The 15,603-nt window shown below is 68.2% G+C and carries 21 protein-coding genes; 10 read left to right on the top strand and 11 right to left on the bottom strand.

Annotated elements, in window-relative coordinates; genetic code table 11:
• The first annotated feature begins 26 nt into the window (after nucleotides 1-26).
• The gene (locus ABT313_RS25180; RefSeq protein WP_350858531.1) at nucleotides 27-320 is read left to right on the top strand and encodes a YciI family protein; all 294 of its coding nucleotides are present in this window, start codon (nucleotides 27-29) and stop codon (nucleotides 318-320) included.
• Here the strand turns inward: ABT313_RS25180 and ABT313_RS25175 are convergent.
• Nucleotides 317-856, bottom strand: coding sequence for a dihydrofolate reductase family protein (locus tag ABT313_RS25175; RefSeq protein ID WP_350858529.1), 540 nt, complete (start codon nucleotides 854-856; stop codon nucleotides 317-319). The two genes, ABT313_RS25180 and ABT313_RS25175, sit on opposite strands and share 4 nt — an antisense overlap.
• Before the next feature lie 54 nt (nucleotides 857-910).
• Complete coding sequence (locus tag ABT313_RS25170) at nucleotides 911-2,341, bottom strand: polysaccharide lyase 6 family protein (protein ID WP_350858526.1); 1,431 nt, start codon at nucleotides 2,339-2,341, stop codon at nucleotides 911-913.
• Nucleotides 2,342-2,560: 219 nt separating this feature from the next.
• Here ABT313_RS25170 and ABT313_RS25165 point away from each other — a divergent pair, with 219 nt between their 5' ends.
• Nucleotides 2,561-3,376 carry an SAM-dependent methyltransferase gene (locus tag ABT313_RS25165; protein ID WP_350858524.1) on the top strand — a complete coding sequence of 272 codons (816 nt, stop codon included), beginning with the start codon at nucleotides 2,561-2,563 and terminating at the stop codon, nucleotides 3,374-3,376.
• Nucleotides 3,377-3,551: 175 nt separating this feature from the next.
• Nucleotides 3,552-4,424, top strand: coding sequence for a DUF3800 domain-containing protein (locus tag ABT313_RS25160; RefSeq protein WP_350858521.1), 873 nt, complete (start codon nucleotides 3,552-3,554; stop codon nucleotides 4,422-4,424).
• Here the strand turns inward: ABT313_RS25160 and ABT313_RS25155 are convergent.
• Nucleotides 4,388-5,143, bottom strand: a complete 756-nt coding sequence (locus ABT313_RS25155) for an SDR family oxidoreductase (protein WP_350858518.1) — start codon at nucleotides 5,141-5,143, stop codon at nucleotides 4,388-4,390. The two genes, ABT313_RS25160 and ABT313_RS25155, sit on opposite strands and share 37 nt — an antisense overlap.
• 168 nt (nucleotides 5,144-5,311) lie before the next feature.
• On the opposite strand from ABT313_RS25155, the gene ABT313_RS25150 reads away from it, so the two are divergent.
• The 3 genes from ABT313_RS25150 (at nucleotide 5,312) to ABT313_RS25140 (ending at nucleotide 6,772) form a co-directional block, all read left to right on the top strand.
• On the top strand, nucleotides 5,312-5,689 hold the full coding sequence (locus ABT313_RS25150; protein ID WP_350858516.1) for a YciI family protein: 378 nt from the start codon (nucleotides 5,312-5,314) through the stop codon (nucleotides 5,687-5,689).
• A 1-nt stretch (nucleotide 5,690) separates the two neighbouring features.
• Entirely contained in the window at nucleotides 5,691-6,071 is a 381-nt protein-coding gene (locus ABT313_RS25145) for a VOC family protein (protein ID WP_350858513.1), read from the top strand.
• A gap of 119 nt (nucleotides 6,072-6,190) precedes the next feature.
• Complete coding sequence (locus tag ABT313_RS25140) at nucleotides 6,191-6,772, top strand: adenylate kinase (RefSeq protein ID WP_350858510.1); 582 nt, start codon at nucleotides 6,191-6,193, stop codon at nucleotides 6,770-6,772.
• Between the two features lie 43 nt (nucleotides 6,773-6,815).
• Here ABT313_RS25140 and ABT313_RS25135 read toward each other — a convergent pair whose 3' ends face one another.
• On the bottom strand, nucleotides 6,816-7,448 hold the full coding sequence (locus tag ABT313_RS25135; protein WP_350858507.1) for a hemerythrin domain-containing protein: 633 nt from the start codon (nucleotides 7,446-7,448) through the stop codon (nucleotides 6,816-6,818).
• Between the two features lie 56 nt (nucleotides 7,449-7,504).
• Between ABT313_RS25135 and lplAB the strand changes: the two genes are divergently transcribed.
• On the top strand, nucleotides 7,505-8,554 hold the full coding sequence (gene lplAB, locus ABT313_RS25130) for a lipoate-protein ligase LplAB (protein WP_350860199.1): 1,050 nt from the start codon (nucleotides 7,505-7,507) through the stop codon (nucleotides 8,552-8,554).
• On the opposite strand, the gene ABT313_RS25125 is transcribed toward lplAB, so the two are convergent.
• Both ABT313_RS25125 and ABT313_RS25120 read right to left on the bottom strand, forming a co-directional pair.
• Nucleotides 8,538-9,347: a PhzF family phenazine biosynthesis protein gene (locus ABT313_RS25125; protein ID WP_350858504.1), complete on the bottom strand. Its 810-nt coding sequence runs from the start codon at nucleotides 9,345-9,347 to the stop codon at nucleotides 8,538-8,540. The genes lplAB and ABT313_RS25125 overlap by 17 nt on opposite strands.
• Complete coding sequence (locus ABT313_RS25120; RefSeq protein WP_350858502.1) at nucleotides 9,344-9,973, bottom strand: dihydrofolate reductase family protein; 630 nt, start codon at nucleotides 9,971-9,973, stop codon at nucleotides 9,344-9,346. The genes ABT313_RS25125 and ABT313_RS25120 overlap by 4 nt, the downstream gene beginning before the upstream one ends.
• Before the next feature lie 55 nt (nucleotides 9,974-10,028).
• Here ABT313_RS25120 and ABT313_RS25115 point away from each other — a divergent pair, with 55 nt between their 5' ends.
• On the top strand, nucleotides 10,029-10,412 hold the full coding sequence (locus ABT313_RS25115; RefSeq protein ID WP_350858499.1) for a VOC family protein: 384 nt from the start codon (nucleotides 10,029-10,031) through the stop codon (nucleotides 10,410-10,412).
• On the opposite strand, the gene ABT313_RS25110 is transcribed toward ABT313_RS25115, so the two are convergent.
• From ABT313_RS25110 to ABT313_RS25095, 4 genes are all read right to left on the bottom strand, one after another.
• Nucleotides 10,400-11,017, bottom strand: a complete 618-nt coding sequence (locus ABT313_RS25110) for a DUF1707 SHOCT-like domain-containing protein (RefSeq protein ID WP_350858497.1) — start codon at nucleotides 11,015-11,017, stop codon at nucleotides 10,400-10,402. The genes ABT313_RS25115 and ABT313_RS25110 overlap by 13 nt on opposite strands.
• A complete protein-coding gene (locus tag ABT313_RS25105; protein WP_350858494.1) occupies nucleotides 11,014-11,715 on the bottom strand; it encodes a PadR family transcriptional regulator in 702 nt (233 codons plus the stop codon). The genes ABT313_RS25110 and ABT313_RS25105 overlap by 4 nt, the downstream gene beginning before the upstream one ends.
• Nucleotides 11,716-11,790: 75 nt before the next feature.
• On the bottom strand, nucleotides 11,791-12,510 hold the full coding sequence (locus tag ABT313_RS25100) for an LmeA family phospholipid-binding protein (protein ID WP_350858492.1): 720 nt from the start codon (nucleotides 12,508-12,510) through the stop codon (nucleotides 11,791-11,793).
• Entirely contained in the window at nucleotides 12,510-13,424 is a 915-nt protein-coding gene (locus tag ABT313_RS25095) for an NAD-dependent epimerase/dehydratase family protein (protein WP_350858490.1), read from the bottom strand. The genes ABT313_RS25100 and ABT313_RS25095 overlap by 1 nt, the downstream gene beginning before the upstream one ends.
• A 52-nt stretch (nucleotides 13,425-13,476) precedes the next feature.
• On the opposite strand from ABT313_RS25095, the gene ABT313_RS25090 reads away from it, so the two are divergent.
• Both ABT313_RS25090 and ABT313_RS25085 read left to right on the top strand, forming a co-directional pair.
• Nucleotides 13,477-14,202: a phosphatase PAP2 family protein gene (locus tag ABT313_RS25090; protein WP_350858487.1), complete on the top strand. Its 726-nt coding sequence runs from the start codon at nucleotides 13,477-13,479 to the stop codon at nucleotides 14,200-14,202.
• The gene (locus ABT313_RS25085) at nucleotides 14,139-14,798 is read left to right on the top strand and encodes a phosphatase PAP2 family protein (RefSeq protein ID WP_350858484.1); all 660 of its coding nucleotides are present in this window, start codon (nucleotides 14,139-14,141) and stop codon (nucleotides 14,796-14,798) included. The genes ABT313_RS25090 and ABT313_RS25085 overlap by 64 nt, the downstream gene beginning before the upstream one ends.
• A gap of 59 nt (nucleotides 14,799-14,857) precedes the next feature.
• Here the strand turns inward: ABT313_RS25085 and ABT313_RS25080 are convergent, their stop codons facing one another.
• Entirely contained in the window at nucleotides 14,858-15,457 is a 600-nt protein-coding gene (locus tag ABT313_RS25080; RefSeq protein ID WP_350858481.1) for a dihydrofolate reductase family protein, read from the bottom strand.
• Nucleotides 15,458-15,603 lie beyond the last annotated feature (146 nt).

Below are 15,603 nucleotides of genomic sequence, written 5' to 3'. Positions count from 1 at the left end.
GTCCTAGGAGTGAGAGGAGTGCGCCGATGAAGTTCCTACTGATCCTGCAGGGTGACGGTGAACCGCGCCTGCAGCGTGACGAGTTCGAGCGAGTAGCCCATGACGCCGGCGAACTGGTCGGCGGTGAGCTACTCGCCGATCCGCAGTTGTCCGTCCGGCTCCCCGACTCCGAGCCGACCCGGATCGACGGCTACTACGTCGTCGACGTGGAGACCCGCGACCGAGCGATCGAGCTCGCGCGCCTCCTCCCAGACGCGCGAGCCGCCGGTCGCTCCGTAGAGATCCGAGCCGTCATGCACCCAACAGCAGCGGACTTCTAGACGACCTTGAACCACATGCTGGTCGCCATGGCGGTCTCGGTGACACTCATTCGTTCCAGCCGGACTGTTCGCCCGCCGGGGTAGTCGAACAGGCGGGTACCGTCGCCGAGCATCGTCGGGGCGAACAGGAGGAGGACCTCGTCCAGTTCGCCGGCCTCGATGCACTGCTTGGCGATGTTCGCGCCGATCACGTTGACGTACTTGTCGCCGGCCGCCGCCTTCGCCTGGGCCAGAGCCTTGGTGAAGTCGTCGACGTACGTGACATCGGGTTCCGCCTCGGCCGGTGGGTGGTGCGTGACGACGTACTGCGGTCCGCTCCAGCCGCCGCCGAACGCCTGGCCTTCACCGGACTCGCCCTTGAACGGATCGTCCCCGTCGTGGGACCGGCGGCCGACGAGGATCGATCCGATCCGCGGGATCAGCTCGTCGACCTCCGGGTTGGGCCCGAGGTACGGGCGCATCCACTGCATGTCACCGTCCGGCCCGGTGATGAACCCGTCCACCGACATCGTCACCGAGTACAGAACCTTCGCCATGGATCCTCCTGCTCGTTCGTTGGTAGCTGTTGAGACGAAGGAGCCGGAGAAAACTCATCGCGCCTGCGGTCCCACCTCCGCGGGCTGGAGTGGGCGGTTGTGCGGAGTCGCCTTGCTGTACTCGTCCGCACCGACGTCCGCCCTGCCCGTGCGCGGGTGGTCGTCGAGGTCGCGGGTGACAGTCGGGTACGACTTGCTGGCCGCGTTGATCGCCGGGCTGCTCGCCGTGAGCCGGCGTACGCCGTCGCTGCCCGCCGCGAGCTTCGGGTCCTTCCGGGCGGATCCGCCCGCGGGGATGGTCCCGTCGGACGCGGCGCCCCAGCAGAGGTTGCCTGAGAACGCGATCCCGTCCAGGTACGGCATCGAGACCAGTTGCTTGCCCGCATCTCCGACGAGCAGGTTGTCGGTGATCGAGCAGCCGAGCGGCGGCAAGGGCCGTTGTGACTCGCCGCTGATCGCCGTTCCGCACGACTGGATGGTGTTCAGCGCGATCGTCACCCGATCAGGTGCGTCGTTGCCGCGTCGGCTCTCCGGGGAGTCCTCGGGTTTGTGGTCGCGGACGCTGCCGCTGCCGAGCACGATCCCGGAGCCGGCGACCTGCTCGACGTAGTTGTTCACGATCAGGTGATCGTTGCCGTAGATCCGGATTCCGTTGCTTCCGGCAAGGATGAAGTTCGCGTCCACGCGGGACTTGTTGCCGTGCCGCAGCACGATCCCGCCGAGGCTGTCGCGGATCGTGTTGTGGCGGATCGTGTTGCCGGTCGACTTGACCGAGATCGCCTCCGGATCGCCGTTGCACCGCTCGAACAGGTTCTCCTCCACGAACGCGCCGGCGTCGCTCAACGACCGGCCGCTCAGTCCGAGCCGGATCGGCTCGCCGCCGTTGTCACCGGCGTACGTGTGGTCGGAGAAATAGTTCCGGACGATCCGCACACCGCGGGCCATGCCGTCGGAGCCGGGGCCTTCGACCCCGAGGAACACGCCGAGCTTCGACTTGCCGTGGAAGTGGTTGCGCTCGACAACGGTCGCGTCGCCGCGCACCATCAGCCAGTGCGAGCCCTCGATATCGCCGAGCTGGATGTCGTTCCGGCTGACCCGGATGTGCTGACACGTCGTCGGCACCTCGAACGTGGTCTGCTGCCGGAGCTTGAATCCCTCGATCACGACGTACGACGAACCCGCGAGCGCGAACCCGTTGTTCCCGGTCAGCGTCACGCCGCCGACCGACTCAGCGCGAATCGTGATCGGCGCGGCCGCGGTCCCGTGCTTCGCGCTGACGGCAACGGTCTCGTCACCGGATACGGCGTACGTGCCGTTGGCCAGCACGATCTCGGCGCCGGGCTTGGCGGCCGCGATCGCCTTGCGGAGCTCGTCCAGGGTGCGGGCCCGGACGGCTCTTGCCCGGGTGGTCACGGCGCTCGCGGGTCTGGCGACAGCTGCCGCGGTGAGGCCGAGGCTGCCTATCAAGAAGGTGCGACGATGCATGGTTCCTCCTGGGAGGTGGGGCGGTTGGCGCTCAGTGTTGTCGGCATAGTCCGAGCCTGGCAAGCGCTTACCGCCTGAGTCGCTCCGATCTCCCGTGGGGCGGGACAGCCGGGGCCGGAGGTTCCACGACACAGCCCCGGTGCAGCGCCCGGCGGATTTGCTGGATAGCCTTCCGGGAATCCCGGTTTTCGGATGACGGATCGGAGGTGGAACAGGGCCATGACCGACTACGGCCGGCTGGACCTGATCGACCTCGACCGCGCGTCCCAGGCGCGGGTCTACGACCTGCTGCTCGGCGGCAAGAACAACTTCGAGGTCGACCGGCGCTTCGTCCAGGAGCTGCTGAAGATCGCCCCCGAAGTGCCCGAGCTGACCAAGCAGAACCGGCGCTGGCTGGCCGAGGCGATCGGCCGGATGACGACCGAGGGCGGCATCGACCAGTTCCTCGACCTCGGCGCCGGCCTGCCGACCGCGCTGAACACGCATGAGATCGCGCAGCGCGCCAACGCCGCGGCCAAGGTCGTGTACGTCGACCACGACCTGACCGCGATCTCGCACGGCCAGGCGCTGCTCGCCGACGACAAGCGCAGCTTCTTCGCCGGCGTCGACCTGGGCGACCCGGCCGCCGTACTCAACCACCCTGACGTGACCGCGGGCCTCGACCTCACCCGCCCGGTCGGGATCCTGCTCGGGCTGGTCCTGCACAACATCCCGAGCCCGAAGGCCGTCCAGGTCGTCGCGGACTACGTGGCCGCCGTACCGTCCGGCTCCTATCTGGCGCTCACCAATCCGCTGAATCCGCGCGACGGCGGCCGGCTGGCGGAGTTCTCGACCGCGATCGAGGAGAAGCTGCAGGACGCCTTCCCGCAGATCCTCTTCCGCACGCGGGCCGAGACCCACGAGCTCCTCGGCGGGCTCGAGCTCGTCAAGCCCGGGCTGGTCGACCTGACCGCATGGTGGCCGCACGACGAGCAGACCCTCAGCTCCACCGGGGCCGGCCAGCTCCTCATGGTCGCGCTCGGTCGCAAGCCGTAGCCGGAATTCACTGGTGTCCGGCTGCCGGCCGGACCATGATGGGTCGCATGTCTGCCAAGGCTGCTGCCGCTCACTGATCGCATCGCGCCCCGATGAACCCTGGCGCGCGACCTGATCATGCCCGTCCCGCGGACGGGCCCCGAAGCGTGCAGTCCTTCAGCCTTGGAGCTTGCGTATGAGTACCCAGTTCGAGGTCGCGTGTGACGAGTCGGGGTTCTCCGGAACCAACCTGCTCGACCCCGCCTCACCCGTAATCACCCATGCCGGCGTCGATCTCGACGTCCCCGCGGCCGCCGGCATCATCGCCGTACTGCGGACCCGTCTGCGCCAGCGCACGGAGTACAAGTCGAACCAGCTACTGCGCCCCGAGCAGCGGCCTGCCCTCGAGTGGCTGCTGACCACCCTGCAGGGCCATGCGCACGTCCACGTCATCGACAAGACCGCGTACGTCGCGGCGCGGGTGCTCGAGCTGTTCACCGAGGAGCCGTCGTACGCCGCGGGGACGAGCCTTGGGACAGATCACTCCGAGATCGCTGCCGCGCTCAGGCAGCGGACCGGTTTCCTGTCGGCCTTCGTGGATCTGGCCCGGACCAAGCGGGTGCGGCTGATGGACCACGAGGCGGTGGACCGGTTCTTCGCGACCATGCCGGCCGACGTACCTGCGTTGCGTGCGGTGACCCGGCCCCGGGTCGAGAAGGTGATGCAGCGGCTGATCGACGAGGACCCGGAGATCCCGCCACCCCTCGAGCCGCTGGTGCCGGCGCTCGCCGAGACAGTCTTGTACTGGAGCGCCGGCGATCGATCGGTCGCCGTGGTGCACGACGAGCAGAGTGCGCTGACCCCTGGCCGGGTGGCGAGGCTGGGAGCCTTCCTTGCCGAGCAGACAGAGCCACCGCCGTTGGTGTCGTTCACACAGGTTGATTCCAAGCACGATCCGCGGGTGCAGGTCGCGGACTTCCTCGCCGGGATCGCACGGCGGCGTACGCCCGACCTGGAGGAGCTGCTGGAGCCCTACACCTGTGCGGCGACGAAGTCTTCCCAGGTGTGAGTGCCACGGTCGGCGCCGCTCAGTGTGAGGTTGCCGCCCGCGCGGTACACCTTGCCGGCCTTGCCGGGCACCCGGATCGGGAGCGACAACCGGTGCTTGCCGGTGGCCCGCAGGTAGTCGTGAGAGAGCTCTGACAGGCTGTAGACCTTCGGGCCGACCAGGTCCGGGACGAGGCCCTGCGGCTCACCGAGTGCGAGCGCGACGAGGCGCTCGGCCACGTCCCGCCCGTCGACCGGCTGGAACCGGACGCCGCCCGGCGCGGGCATCACCGGCAGCTTCGCCATCGCCCGTACGGTCTTCCAGGCGAAGTCGTGCAGCTGGGCTACCCGCAGTACCGAGGACGGCACCGAGGACTGAAGGACGGCCTGCTCGGCGCCGAGCTTGGACTTGAAGTACGTCAGCGGCAGCTGGTCGACCGCGGTCACGGAGATGTGCACCAGATGGCGGACTCCGGCCTGCTCGGCTGCCTTGACCAGGTTGCGGGTGCCGATGTCGTCACCCTTCGGCCCACCGGCGAGGTGCAGGATCACGTCCACACCAGCCACCGCCTCCTCCAGCCCGTCACCCTTCAGCAGATCGACGGCCAGGTACTGGACGCCGTCGCCGCGGTCGTGGGCGTGCCGGCTCAGGACCCGGACCTTGCAACCGGCCGCCTGCAGCAGCGGTACGGCGTGGCGTCCGATCGTTCCGGTCCCACCCGTCACCAGAATCGTGCTCATTATGTGTTCCTCTCTACGCGTCTAACCGGCTGACGGATCCCGGCCGGGCGAGTGTGACCGGATGTGAGCTGGAATACATCGAGTAGAAATGTCGAGGCCGCGACCGGGCCTCCGACGTCATCGGTGCCGGGGCGCAGTACGGCGTACCGGCTCAGACTGGAGGTCATCATGAAGTACGTGGTCCTGATCCACTCCAACCCGCAGCCGTGGGGTCACCCGACGATCGACTTCACCGAGGTGGGGCGCACGATCCCGGCCGACGAGCGGGAGGCGATGGGCAAGGAGTTCGACGCGATGCTGGCCGAGCTGTCCGCGTCCGGCGAGCTGGTCAGCGGGCTGGCGCTGGACGCGCCGTCGACGACGCGCACGTTCCGTTGGGAAGGCAAACGGCCGGTCAGCACCGACGGTCCGTACGCCGAGTCGAAGGAGCAGCTGGCCGGATTCTTCGTGCTGGACTGCGCGACCCGGGAGCGGGCCGAGGAGCTGGCGGCGAAGTTCGCGGGGCCGGGCGACATCATCGAGCTGCGCCCGGAAATGATCTTCTGAGATGGACGGCACCGGGATCCGGCTGAGTTCGCCGACGATCAACTGCCCGGACGCGGCGGCGCTCGGCCGGTTCTACGCGCAGATCACCGGCGGGGAGGTGGTCTACACCGACCCGGTCTGGGCGACCGTCGACGGGCCGGGCGGGCGGATCGACTTTCAAAGCGATCCGGCACATGTCCCGCCGACCTGGCCGGATCCCGCGGTGCCGATCCAGTTCCATCTCGATTTCTACGTCGAGGACCTCGCGGCCGCGGCCGAAGTGGTGCTCGCGGCGGGTGCGACGCAGTACCAACACCAGCCGAATGCCGATCACTGTCTGGTGTTCGCGGACCCGGCCGGGCACCCGTTCTGCCTGTCGACGTGGGATTTGCTCGCGAAGTAGTGATTCCGGACAGTTATGCGCGATGTGATGTATTCCCGCGAGACGGAGTGACGTACGCCGTACCGTCGTTGCGGAGAGTCCCATATTCTTTGGGACTTACCGAGGGTCGGGAGGGTGCCGTGACCACTGTCTTGCTGATGGGGCCGCCGGGGGCGGGCAAGGGGACACACGCGGGTCACCTGGCCGACCACCTCGGGGTGCCCGTCATCTCCACCGGAGACCTCTTCCGCCGCAACATCGCGGATGGCACCGAGCTCGGGAAGACGGCCAGGCGCTACCTCGACGCCGGTGAGTACGTGCCCGACGAGGTCACCAACGACATGGTCCGCGACCGGCTCGCGGCCGCGGACGCCGCCGCAGGCTTCGTCCTCGACGGCTACCCGCGCACCCTCCACCAGGCCGGCGTACTGGACGACATCCTCGACGAGCAAGGACGTTCACTCGACGCAGCGCTGGTCCTACAGGTCGCAGTCGACTCCCTGGTCCACCGCCTGCTCCGCCGCGCCGAGATCGAGCACCGCTCCGACGACACCGAAGAGGTCATCCGCCGCCGCTTCGAGATCTACCACGAGCAGACCGCCCCGCTGATCCACTTCTACGCCAACCGAGGCATCCACCACGAGGTAGACGCCTCCGCCGACATCGAGACAGTCCGCGCCCGAGTCTGGCAAGTAGCCACCGTCCTCAAGCCGGCCGCATAACCGTCCAGCTGTTCTGGGCGGTTCGTGCTGGAGGAGTACGGCGTCAGGAGCGCCAGGCGGGGGCTACTGATTTGCGGTAGGTGCGGCCGAAGAGGGCTGTTATTACGGTGAGGGCTGGTTTGGGGACGGTGTGGGTGATGGCTTCGGATTCGTCCGGGGTGGCGCCGTCCAGGGCCCAGGCGAAGAAGGTGCCGCCTTGGACGGGGCCTACCTTGGCGAACTGGCGGCCCATGGCCTTCATCTCGGGGCTGTCCTGCTTCGCCAGGTAGACGGGCTCGATCTCCGCCTCCTCGTGCTCCAGGTGTACGACGGTGACCCGCTGGAGCTCCTGCATCGCGGCGAGTGCGGTCGCCGCGTCCGCCGCGCTCGCGGACTTGCGTAGCTTGCCCATCGCCGTACGTGCCGCACTGAGCGCCGCCGCCATCGTGTCGTGCTCGGCGTCCAGTTCCGCCAGCAGGTCGCGGCTCACGCCGACCTTCTCCAGCGCCGGCCACGCGATGTCGTGCTCACCTTCGTGGTGCCGGGTGAGCTGCTCGTCGAAGTTCTGCCAGGCGACCGCCAGTTGCTCGGCCCGCTTGCGGTCCCCGTCCAGGAACCGCCCCAACGCGTCCAGGAAGCGACCGAGGTCCCGCCGTACGGCGGCGTGGATCGCCTTGTTCATGCTCATTTCCCCCATGACCGGGAGTATGCGCCCGGGGAACAACCGTTGACCAGCGCAAGTTGTTGGTGAGTATGCATGGTGAGTACAAGGTGCCCGGTGGGAAGCTCGTGGTCGCGGAGCTTGACGTGGTCGACGAGTACGTGCGGACCGCGCAGATCTCCGGCGACTTCTTCCTCGAGCCGGACGACGCGCTGGAGCGGATCAACGGCGCCTTGGCCGGCCTGCCGATCGCGTCGCCCGCGGCGCAGATCGCCGCGCGGGTGCGTGGTGTGCTGGGCGACGGCGTCGAGATGCTCGGGTTCTCCCCGGAGGCGGTCGCGGTCGCCGTACGGCGTGCGTTGACCGGGGCAACTGGTTGGCGTGACCACGAGTGGGAGTTCGTGCACGACGTACCGCGGGAGCCAGCGTTGCAGATGGCGCTCGACGAAGTGCTCACCGAACAGGTCGGATCCGGTGCACGTCCGCCGACCCTGCGGGTGTGGGAGTGGGCCTCGAACGCGGTGATCATCGGCAGCTTCCAGTCAGTGCGCAACGAGGTCGACCTGGACGGCGCGGCCCGGCACGACGTGACCGTCGTACGACGGATCAGCGGCGGTGGCGCGATGTTCGTTGAGCCGGGCAACACGATCACGTACTCGCTGTACGTTCCGGAGTCGCTCGTCTCCGGCCTGTCGTTCATCGAGTCGTACGCGTTCCTCGACGACTGGGTCATTGGTGCGCTCAACGATCTCGGCATCGCGGCGACGTACCAGCCGATCAACGACATCACCTCGCCGGCCGGCAAGATCGCCGGCGCCGCGCAGAAGCGGTTCGCGGGCGGCGCGGTGCTGCACCACGTGACGATGGCGTACGACATGGACGCCGGCAAGATGCTCGACGTACTGCGGATCGGCCGCGAGAAGCTGTCCGACAAGGGCACCACGAGTGCCAACAAGCGTGTCGACCCGCTGCGCAGCCAGACCGGTCTCGACCGCGCCGAGGTGATCTCGCGGATGGTCGGCACGTTCCGGAACCGCTACGGCCTCGAAGCCGGCGACATCGAGGCCGAGACCGTGGAGCTCGCTCAGGAACGGGTCGCGGAGAAGTTCGGCACCGAGGAGTGGCTCACGCGGGTGCCGTGATCGGTACGGCGTTCCCGCTGACCCGCACGCGGTTGTCCTGGTCCGACAGCTCGACCGTGATCAGACTCGGCCGGCCCAGGTCGTCGCCTTGGTGCAGCGTGATCCTGGGCTGCCCGAGCCCGAGCTCCCGCAGGTACGCGCCGAACGCGGCCGCTGCGGCACCGGTCGCCGGATCCTCGACGACCCCGCCGACCGGGAACGGATCCCGCACGTGGAACGTGGTCGGTGACTCCCGCCAGACGAGCTGCAGCGTGGTCAGGTCGCGCTCGAGCATGTACGCCAGCAGCCGGTCGAAGTCGTAGTCCAGGTCGGCAAGTCGTTGCCTGGTCGCCGTACTCAGCACGAGATGCCGCGCGCCGGCGTACGCGATCCGCGCCGGCAGATCCGGGTCGAGGTCGCTCGCCTTCCACCGCAGGATGTCCAGCACGTCGGTCAGATCACCAGCCGGCTCGACGGACGGCTCGACGCTGGTGAGCGTCGCCCGCAGTTCGTCGTCCACCGTCACCGGCACGATCCCCGCCGGTGTCGAGAAGACGAACTCACCCGGCCCGTTCCGCTCCGCCAACGCAACCGCGGTCGCCACCGTCGCATGCCCACAGAACGGCACCTCCGCCTTCGGCGAGAAGTACCGCACCGAGCTGTCGACCACGAACGCCGTCTCGGAGTACCCCACCTCCGCGGCAATCGCCTGCATAGCCTCGTCATCCAACCCACCCGCGTCGAGCACCACGCCGGCCGGATTCCCACCGGCCGGATCGGACGTGAACGCGGCGTAGCGCAGTACTGTCGTCATCGACGAACGATCTCCACATGAGTTGCCCGGGGTGACGTGACCGTGCTGGCGACCTTGTAGTCGCCGAGGGCATCGGCCACGTTGTCGAACAGCCGCTCACCGGCGCCTGCGAGCATCGGCACGACGACGACATGCAGAGCGTCGATCAGACCGGCCCGCAGGTACTGCTGGACGGTCGTCGCACCGCCGCCGATCACCACGTCCTTGCCGTTCGCCGCGGTGAGTGCCCGGTCCAGCACCTTCTCGACCGGTTCGTCGGTGAAGTGGAACGTCGTACCGCCCTCCATCACCAGGTCGGGACGCGCGTGGTGCGTGTGCACGAAGACATCGTGGTGGTACGGCGGGTTGGGACCCCACCACCCGGTCCACGACTCGTCCTCCCACGGACCGCGGAACGGGCCGAACATGTTGCGGCCCATGATCGTCGCGCCGGAGCCCTCCGGGTACCGGCTCACCTGCTCGGCGTCGATCCCGCCGCGGCCGGCGTCGCGGTCCTCGAAGGCTGCGAACATCCAGTCGTGCAGCCCGTCCATCCGGTCACCGAACGGCGCGTCCATCCGCTGCCCGAGTCCGGTGCTGTACCCGTCGAGCGTGATCGTGAAGTTCTCCACACGTACCTTCGCCATGACCTGATCCTCTCCGGGACCACGGCGTCCCGTCCAACCGAATGACAATTGTGGGATGGAGATCGGGTACGTCATTTTGTACGTCGGGGAGCTCGAGCGGTCCGTGGCGTTCTATCGGGACGTGGTGGGGCTGGCGTACAAGTTCACGGATGCGGGGTATGCGGAGTTCGACGCCGGGGGAGTGCGGTTCGCGTTGTACGAGCGGCGGCGGGCGGAGTGGTTGACCGGGCATGGCGTGACGCCGGGCGCGGGTGGAGAGGTCGTGGTGATGGTCGACGGCGTGGATGCGTACGCCGAGCGGCTGGTCGCGGCCGGTGTGCAGTTGCTGAGTGGGCCGGCGGACCGTCCGTGGGGACATCGGACGGTCCATATCGCCGACCCGGACGGTTTCGTCGTCGAGCTCGCGGAGGAGATCCCGCGGGCTCGTCAGCGGCGGTAGTTGTTGTGCCAGCGGCGCTTGGACATGCCGCTGATCAGCACCATCCAGAACACGCCCCACAGCAGCCATGGTGCGGCCAGTGCGAGCGAGCTGATGACCAGACCGATCATCAGGAACGGCATCAGCATCAGGAGCGGCGGAGGCGGTCCGGGCCTCCGTCCAACGGCCGGGCCGCGTTGTGCGACCTGCAGCTCCATCGACGTGGGCAGATCGTCGAACAGCGGCTCCAGCTCATCGCCGTACCGCGACTTCGTTGCCTGCTCGCTGCGCTCCTCGAACTCGGCTTGCGTCAACCGCCCGGCGACGAAGTGGTCACTGAGCAGCGACACCGCCTGGTCCCGCTCGGCGTCGCCGATCCGCACCCGCTTCCTGGGTACGTTGCTGCGCCGGCTGTCGTCTTCCGCACGGTTCCAGCCGCCGTCCCGCGGGTCGTCCGAGCTGGTCTCGCGCCATTCGCCGACCCAGCCGGGGCCCCGCCACTGCCCGCCCCAGCTGCGACCGTCCCAGCTCTGCTTGCTCCAGTCGCCGTTCCAGCCTTGCCATTCGCGCCCGCGGCGAGCGCCGGGACCGCCCCGATGGGGTCGGCCCCGGTCGGGCGATGTCATGCCCGGTCCTGCTCGTTGTTCTCCGGGCTGTCGTCGTCCTCGGCGAGGATGCCGTACAGCTTGCGGCGCAGGTCGCCGACCGCCTCACGGGCCTTCGCCTGCTGCTCCGGCGTACCGCTGGCCATGATCTGCCACATCGCTGTCGCGACCTGGCCGAGCACCGGCTTGAACCCGTTCTCGTCGTCGCCGGCGGGAGCGCTCATCGCCTCCCACGGCGCGGACACCTCGTCCTGGTGCTCGGCGACGTACGCCCGGCCCTCGTCGGTGAGCTGGAACGTCCGCCGGCCGACCTCGGCATCAGCGGTGACCAGACCCTCGTCCTCGAGCTGCTGCAGCGTCGGGTAGATCGAGCCGGGGCTCGGCTTCCACACGCCGCCGCTGCGCTCGGCGATCTCCTGGATGATCTGGTAGCCGTTCATCGGCTGCTCCGCCAGTACGGCGAGGATCGCGGCCCGGACGTCACCCCTGCGGGCCTTGGGACCGCGCCACCGCGGCGGCGGACCCCACGGCGGACCGAACATCTGCCCGCCGCCGAACATCCCCCACTGCGGCCCGAAGTGCTGCTGCTGCCGATGGCCCTGGTGCCCGCGCCGTCCGGTCATCGCCGCGCGCAGCTCGTCCAGGATGTCGTCGAAGTTCGAACAATGCCGCGCGAGCTGCTGCCAAGGCCAGCCCGCGGCGTACGCCGATCCGGTCATCTCGACCACCCGTCCCTACGAAAAGTGATTGCGATAGTTCGACGATATATCGCGAACCATCGCAACCCAAGGGAGTCAGGCGTTGAACTTCAGGTCCTTCACGGTCGCGTCCAGGATGATCGAGTTGTCCTGGATGTTGACCCCGGTGACCTGGGCGCCGAACGGCAGCTGCGGGATCTCGACGCCGTTGGCCAGCCGGTTCTGCAGGGCGCTCCGGATCACGGCCGGGACGCCGTCCGGCAGCTTGTCGACGGACAATGCGAGGCGGCCGTTGCTGATCTGCGGAGTGATCGGTACGTCGGCGCTCGAACCGCCGACCGTGAGCTTCGCGTGCAACTGACCGTCGACGACCGCGAAACTCAGCCCTTGGAGACCGGTGGCCTGGACGACGAGCCGGCCCAGCTCGCGCGGCGCGAACCGCAGTCGCAGGTCGGTCGCGTCGATGGTCACCGCACCGGACTGATTCGTCAGCAGCGAACGCGGCACATGCACGCTGTGCATGTCGACGGTGAGGTTCTCCGCCGGGATCTTGGACAGCGTCGGCTTCCCCATCGTCAGCGTGACCTTGGAGAAGTCCTCCTTGAACAGCTGCGGGAAGAACCCGAACCCGGCGATCTTCACCGAGGTGTCCGCCGAGCGCACGTCGTACTTCGCGGCCTCCTTCGAGGCCATCGACGCCAGCTGGTTCTGCGCGACCACTGCGGCGATGCGGTCCACGGCGACCGCGAGCACCGCCAGCACGATCACTGTGACGATGAGGCGGCGGAACCACCGGCCTGGTCTGCTGGAGCTCATTACTTGCCCTTCCCGATCATTTCGCGGAGTGCGTCGTCGGTCATCGTAGGTTTGCGGCCGAAGGCGACTGTCGCCGCGGTCGAGTCCAGTACGAACGGACGCTGCCACTGGTACTGCATCTCCACCATCTCGCGCGCTGCGGGGTCGACCAACCCGGCCAGCTTCAATATGACTGCCGGCATGGCGGACACCTTCGCCGCGGGTGCCCCGGCGAGCGCGGCGGCGCGGTTGGCGAGTTGGCGGACCGAGAGGGGCTCCGGAGTCGGCACGTGCCAGGCGCGGCCCCAGGCGCTCTCGTCGCCGGCGACGGCGATCAGCGTGCGGGCGACGTCACCGACGTACGTCCAGCTGTGCGGCGCGTCCAGGTCGCCGGGCATCATGCCGCGCTTGCCGGCGATCACCTTCGGCAAGACGGTCACGCTGAACGGCGACACCGCGCCGGCGCCGAGGTAGTCCGACCCGCGGACCTCCGCCGTACGAATCCGGCCGGCCCGGTGGGCTTCGAGCGCGTCGGTCCAGAGCTTTGCGCGGACCTGCCCTTTTACGGTGTTGGGCAGCATCGGCAGGTCTTCGGTCATCGGCCGGTCCACCGCGCCGTACCCGTAGAGGTTGCCGGTCGTCACGAGGGTTGCGCCTGACGCCTCCGCCGCCGCGATCAACGCTGCGCCGAGCGGAGGCCATTGCGAAGTCCACTTGTCGTACGCCGGTCCCGCGCACGAGTAGATCGCTGTCGCACCGTCGATGTACGCCGTCAGCTCCGTGGCGGCATCTGCGGCGATCCGCTCCGCCCCGTCCGGCCCGCTGCCGGACCTGGTGATCACCCGAACCCGCTCACCCTGCTCGACCAGCAGCCGAGCGACCACGCTTCCGACCGCTCCCGCACCGACGACGACCTGCACGCGATTCCCTTTCATCCGGCTCGCCCTCACGGTACCGATCGCCTGGCTCGCCGTGATTCTGTGCTGGATGGGGTACACGTTGACTATGACGGCGCGGCGGGCAGATGCGACGGCCGTCGTCCGGACGCGGAGTTGGCGGTTGTTCCGTGGTGTCCTGGCGATGGTGGCGTTCGCGCTGCCCGTGGTGCTTTTGGGGTTGGCGGTGCGGCAGCAGTTCGGTCCGTTGATCAGGGCCGACGATGCGGCCAGCCGGGCGGCCACCGGGTTCAGCGTTCGTCATGGGCTGGTGCCGATGCTGACAGTGATCCAGGTCGCGTTCCTGCCGGTCTTCGTGTATCTCGTGGCGACCGCTGTGGCGATCTGGGTGTGGAAGGCCAAGAAGCTCAGAGGGCGGGCGCTGTGGGCGTTCGTCACGATGATGGTCGGCTGGGGGATCGGCGGTATTTCCAAGCTGATCGCGCAGCGCGCCCGGCCGGTGGTCGACGGTCCGGTGCCGCATGCCGAGGGCTACTCGTTCCCCTCCGGCCATACCCTGAACATCACGCTGGCTGCCGGCGTCATGGTGTTCCTGCTCTGGCCGCTGCTGACCACGGCCTGGCGGCGCGTCGCCGTCGTACTCGCGATCGTGGTGCCTGTGATGGTCGGATTGGACCGGCTCTTCGTCGGTGCGCACTTCCCGTCCGACATTCTCGCCGGGCACATCCTCGGTCTAGGCATTATGTTCGCTTCATGGATCGGGTTCATCGGCAAGACGGCGTCGATCTCCTCACCAGGACCGTCGCACCCGGCGTAGCCCTGGCCGGACTCCTCATCGGCATCGGGCTGGCGCTGAAGGGACCGCTCGACGGCATCTCCCACGCCGAAGAATCAGTCAACCGCGACCTCGCCGCCGACCGAACCGGGACCTGGAACACGATCACCGCAGTGTGGTCCCAGATCGGCAACACCGCCGGCGTGATCGCGGTGTGTATCGTCGTCTCCTCTCTGCTGCTGTGGCGAACCCAGGACCTGCGCCTCGCGTTCGTCGCACCGATCGCGATCGCCATGCAGGGCCTGATCTTCCTGGTCGCCGCCAAGGTCGTCGACCGCGACCGCCCCCAGGTCGACAAGCTCGACGCCTCACCCCCGACGGCGAGCTACCCCAGCGGCCACACCGGCGCGTCGACCGGCCTGTACGTCGCGTTCGCGCTCCTCGCCCTGGGCATCGAACGTCCCTGGCTGCGCTGGACGACCGTGATCCTGTGCCTCGCGATGCCCTTGCTGGTGGCCTTCGCCCGCCTATACCGCGGCATGCACCACGTCACCGACGTCGGCGCCGGCTTCCTCAACGGCGCCATCTGCGCCCTACTCGCCTACGCCTGGTACCGCCACCGCAAGTCCCGCCGCTGACGGCGCCACGGGTCGGACTTGCGACACACTTGCGTGCCGCAGCCGCCCGTCTACAGCCGTCAGCGCTGCACGAACTCGTAGGTGTAGAACAGCAGGCCGTCACCGATCTTTCGGGTGTTGATCAGGTGCAGCGGCTTCTTGTCGCTGGTCTCGTCGAACAGACGCCGGCCGGTTCCCAGCACGACCGGGAAAACCACCAGCCGGAGTTCATCGGCCAGGTCCTGTTCGATCAGCGTGCGCTGCAGCTGATAGCTGCCGTAGACCAGGATCTCCCCATCCACCTTCCGTTTCAGCTCCGAGATCTCCTTTCCGGCGTCGCCGGCCAGGACCGTGGCATTGGCCCACTGGGGTTCGTCGAGACTCGACGACACGACGTACTTGGGGAGGCTGTTGATTCTGTCCGCCCACTCCGGGCTTACGCGGACGGCCGCGCCAACGCCCGACACCATCCGGGACGCGAACCACTCACTGCTCCGCGCGCCCAGCAGCAGCGCGTCGACGCCCAGCGCCTCCTGCGTCTCGCGGGCCTGCCAGTCCTCGAGGTCCTTGCTCCCCACGAACTGGTGGAACCAGCCACCCCGTTCGAAGCCCTCCGAACCATCCGGGTCCTGCACCACTCCATCGAGGGTGACATTTGAGCTGATGACGATCTTTCCCATCTCCGTGCTCCTTTGACGCTGCTGTCGGCTATCACTGGTTTAGACGTCACGGCATCAGAAAGGAGGCGCTGCGCGACCGACCCCTTCGCGCCTCGGCCGGCGTCCATACCGGATGGGACTGCACACAAGGAAAGCGGTGGCGGGAG

This window comes from Kribbella sp. NPDC000426 (assembly GCF_040300265.1).
Classification (GTDB): Bacteria; Actinomycetota; Actinomycetes; order Propionibacteriales; family Kribbellaceae; genus Kribbella.
Note: the sequence above shows the minus strand (reverse complement) of the source record. Positions and strands in the feature narration are given on the sequence as shown.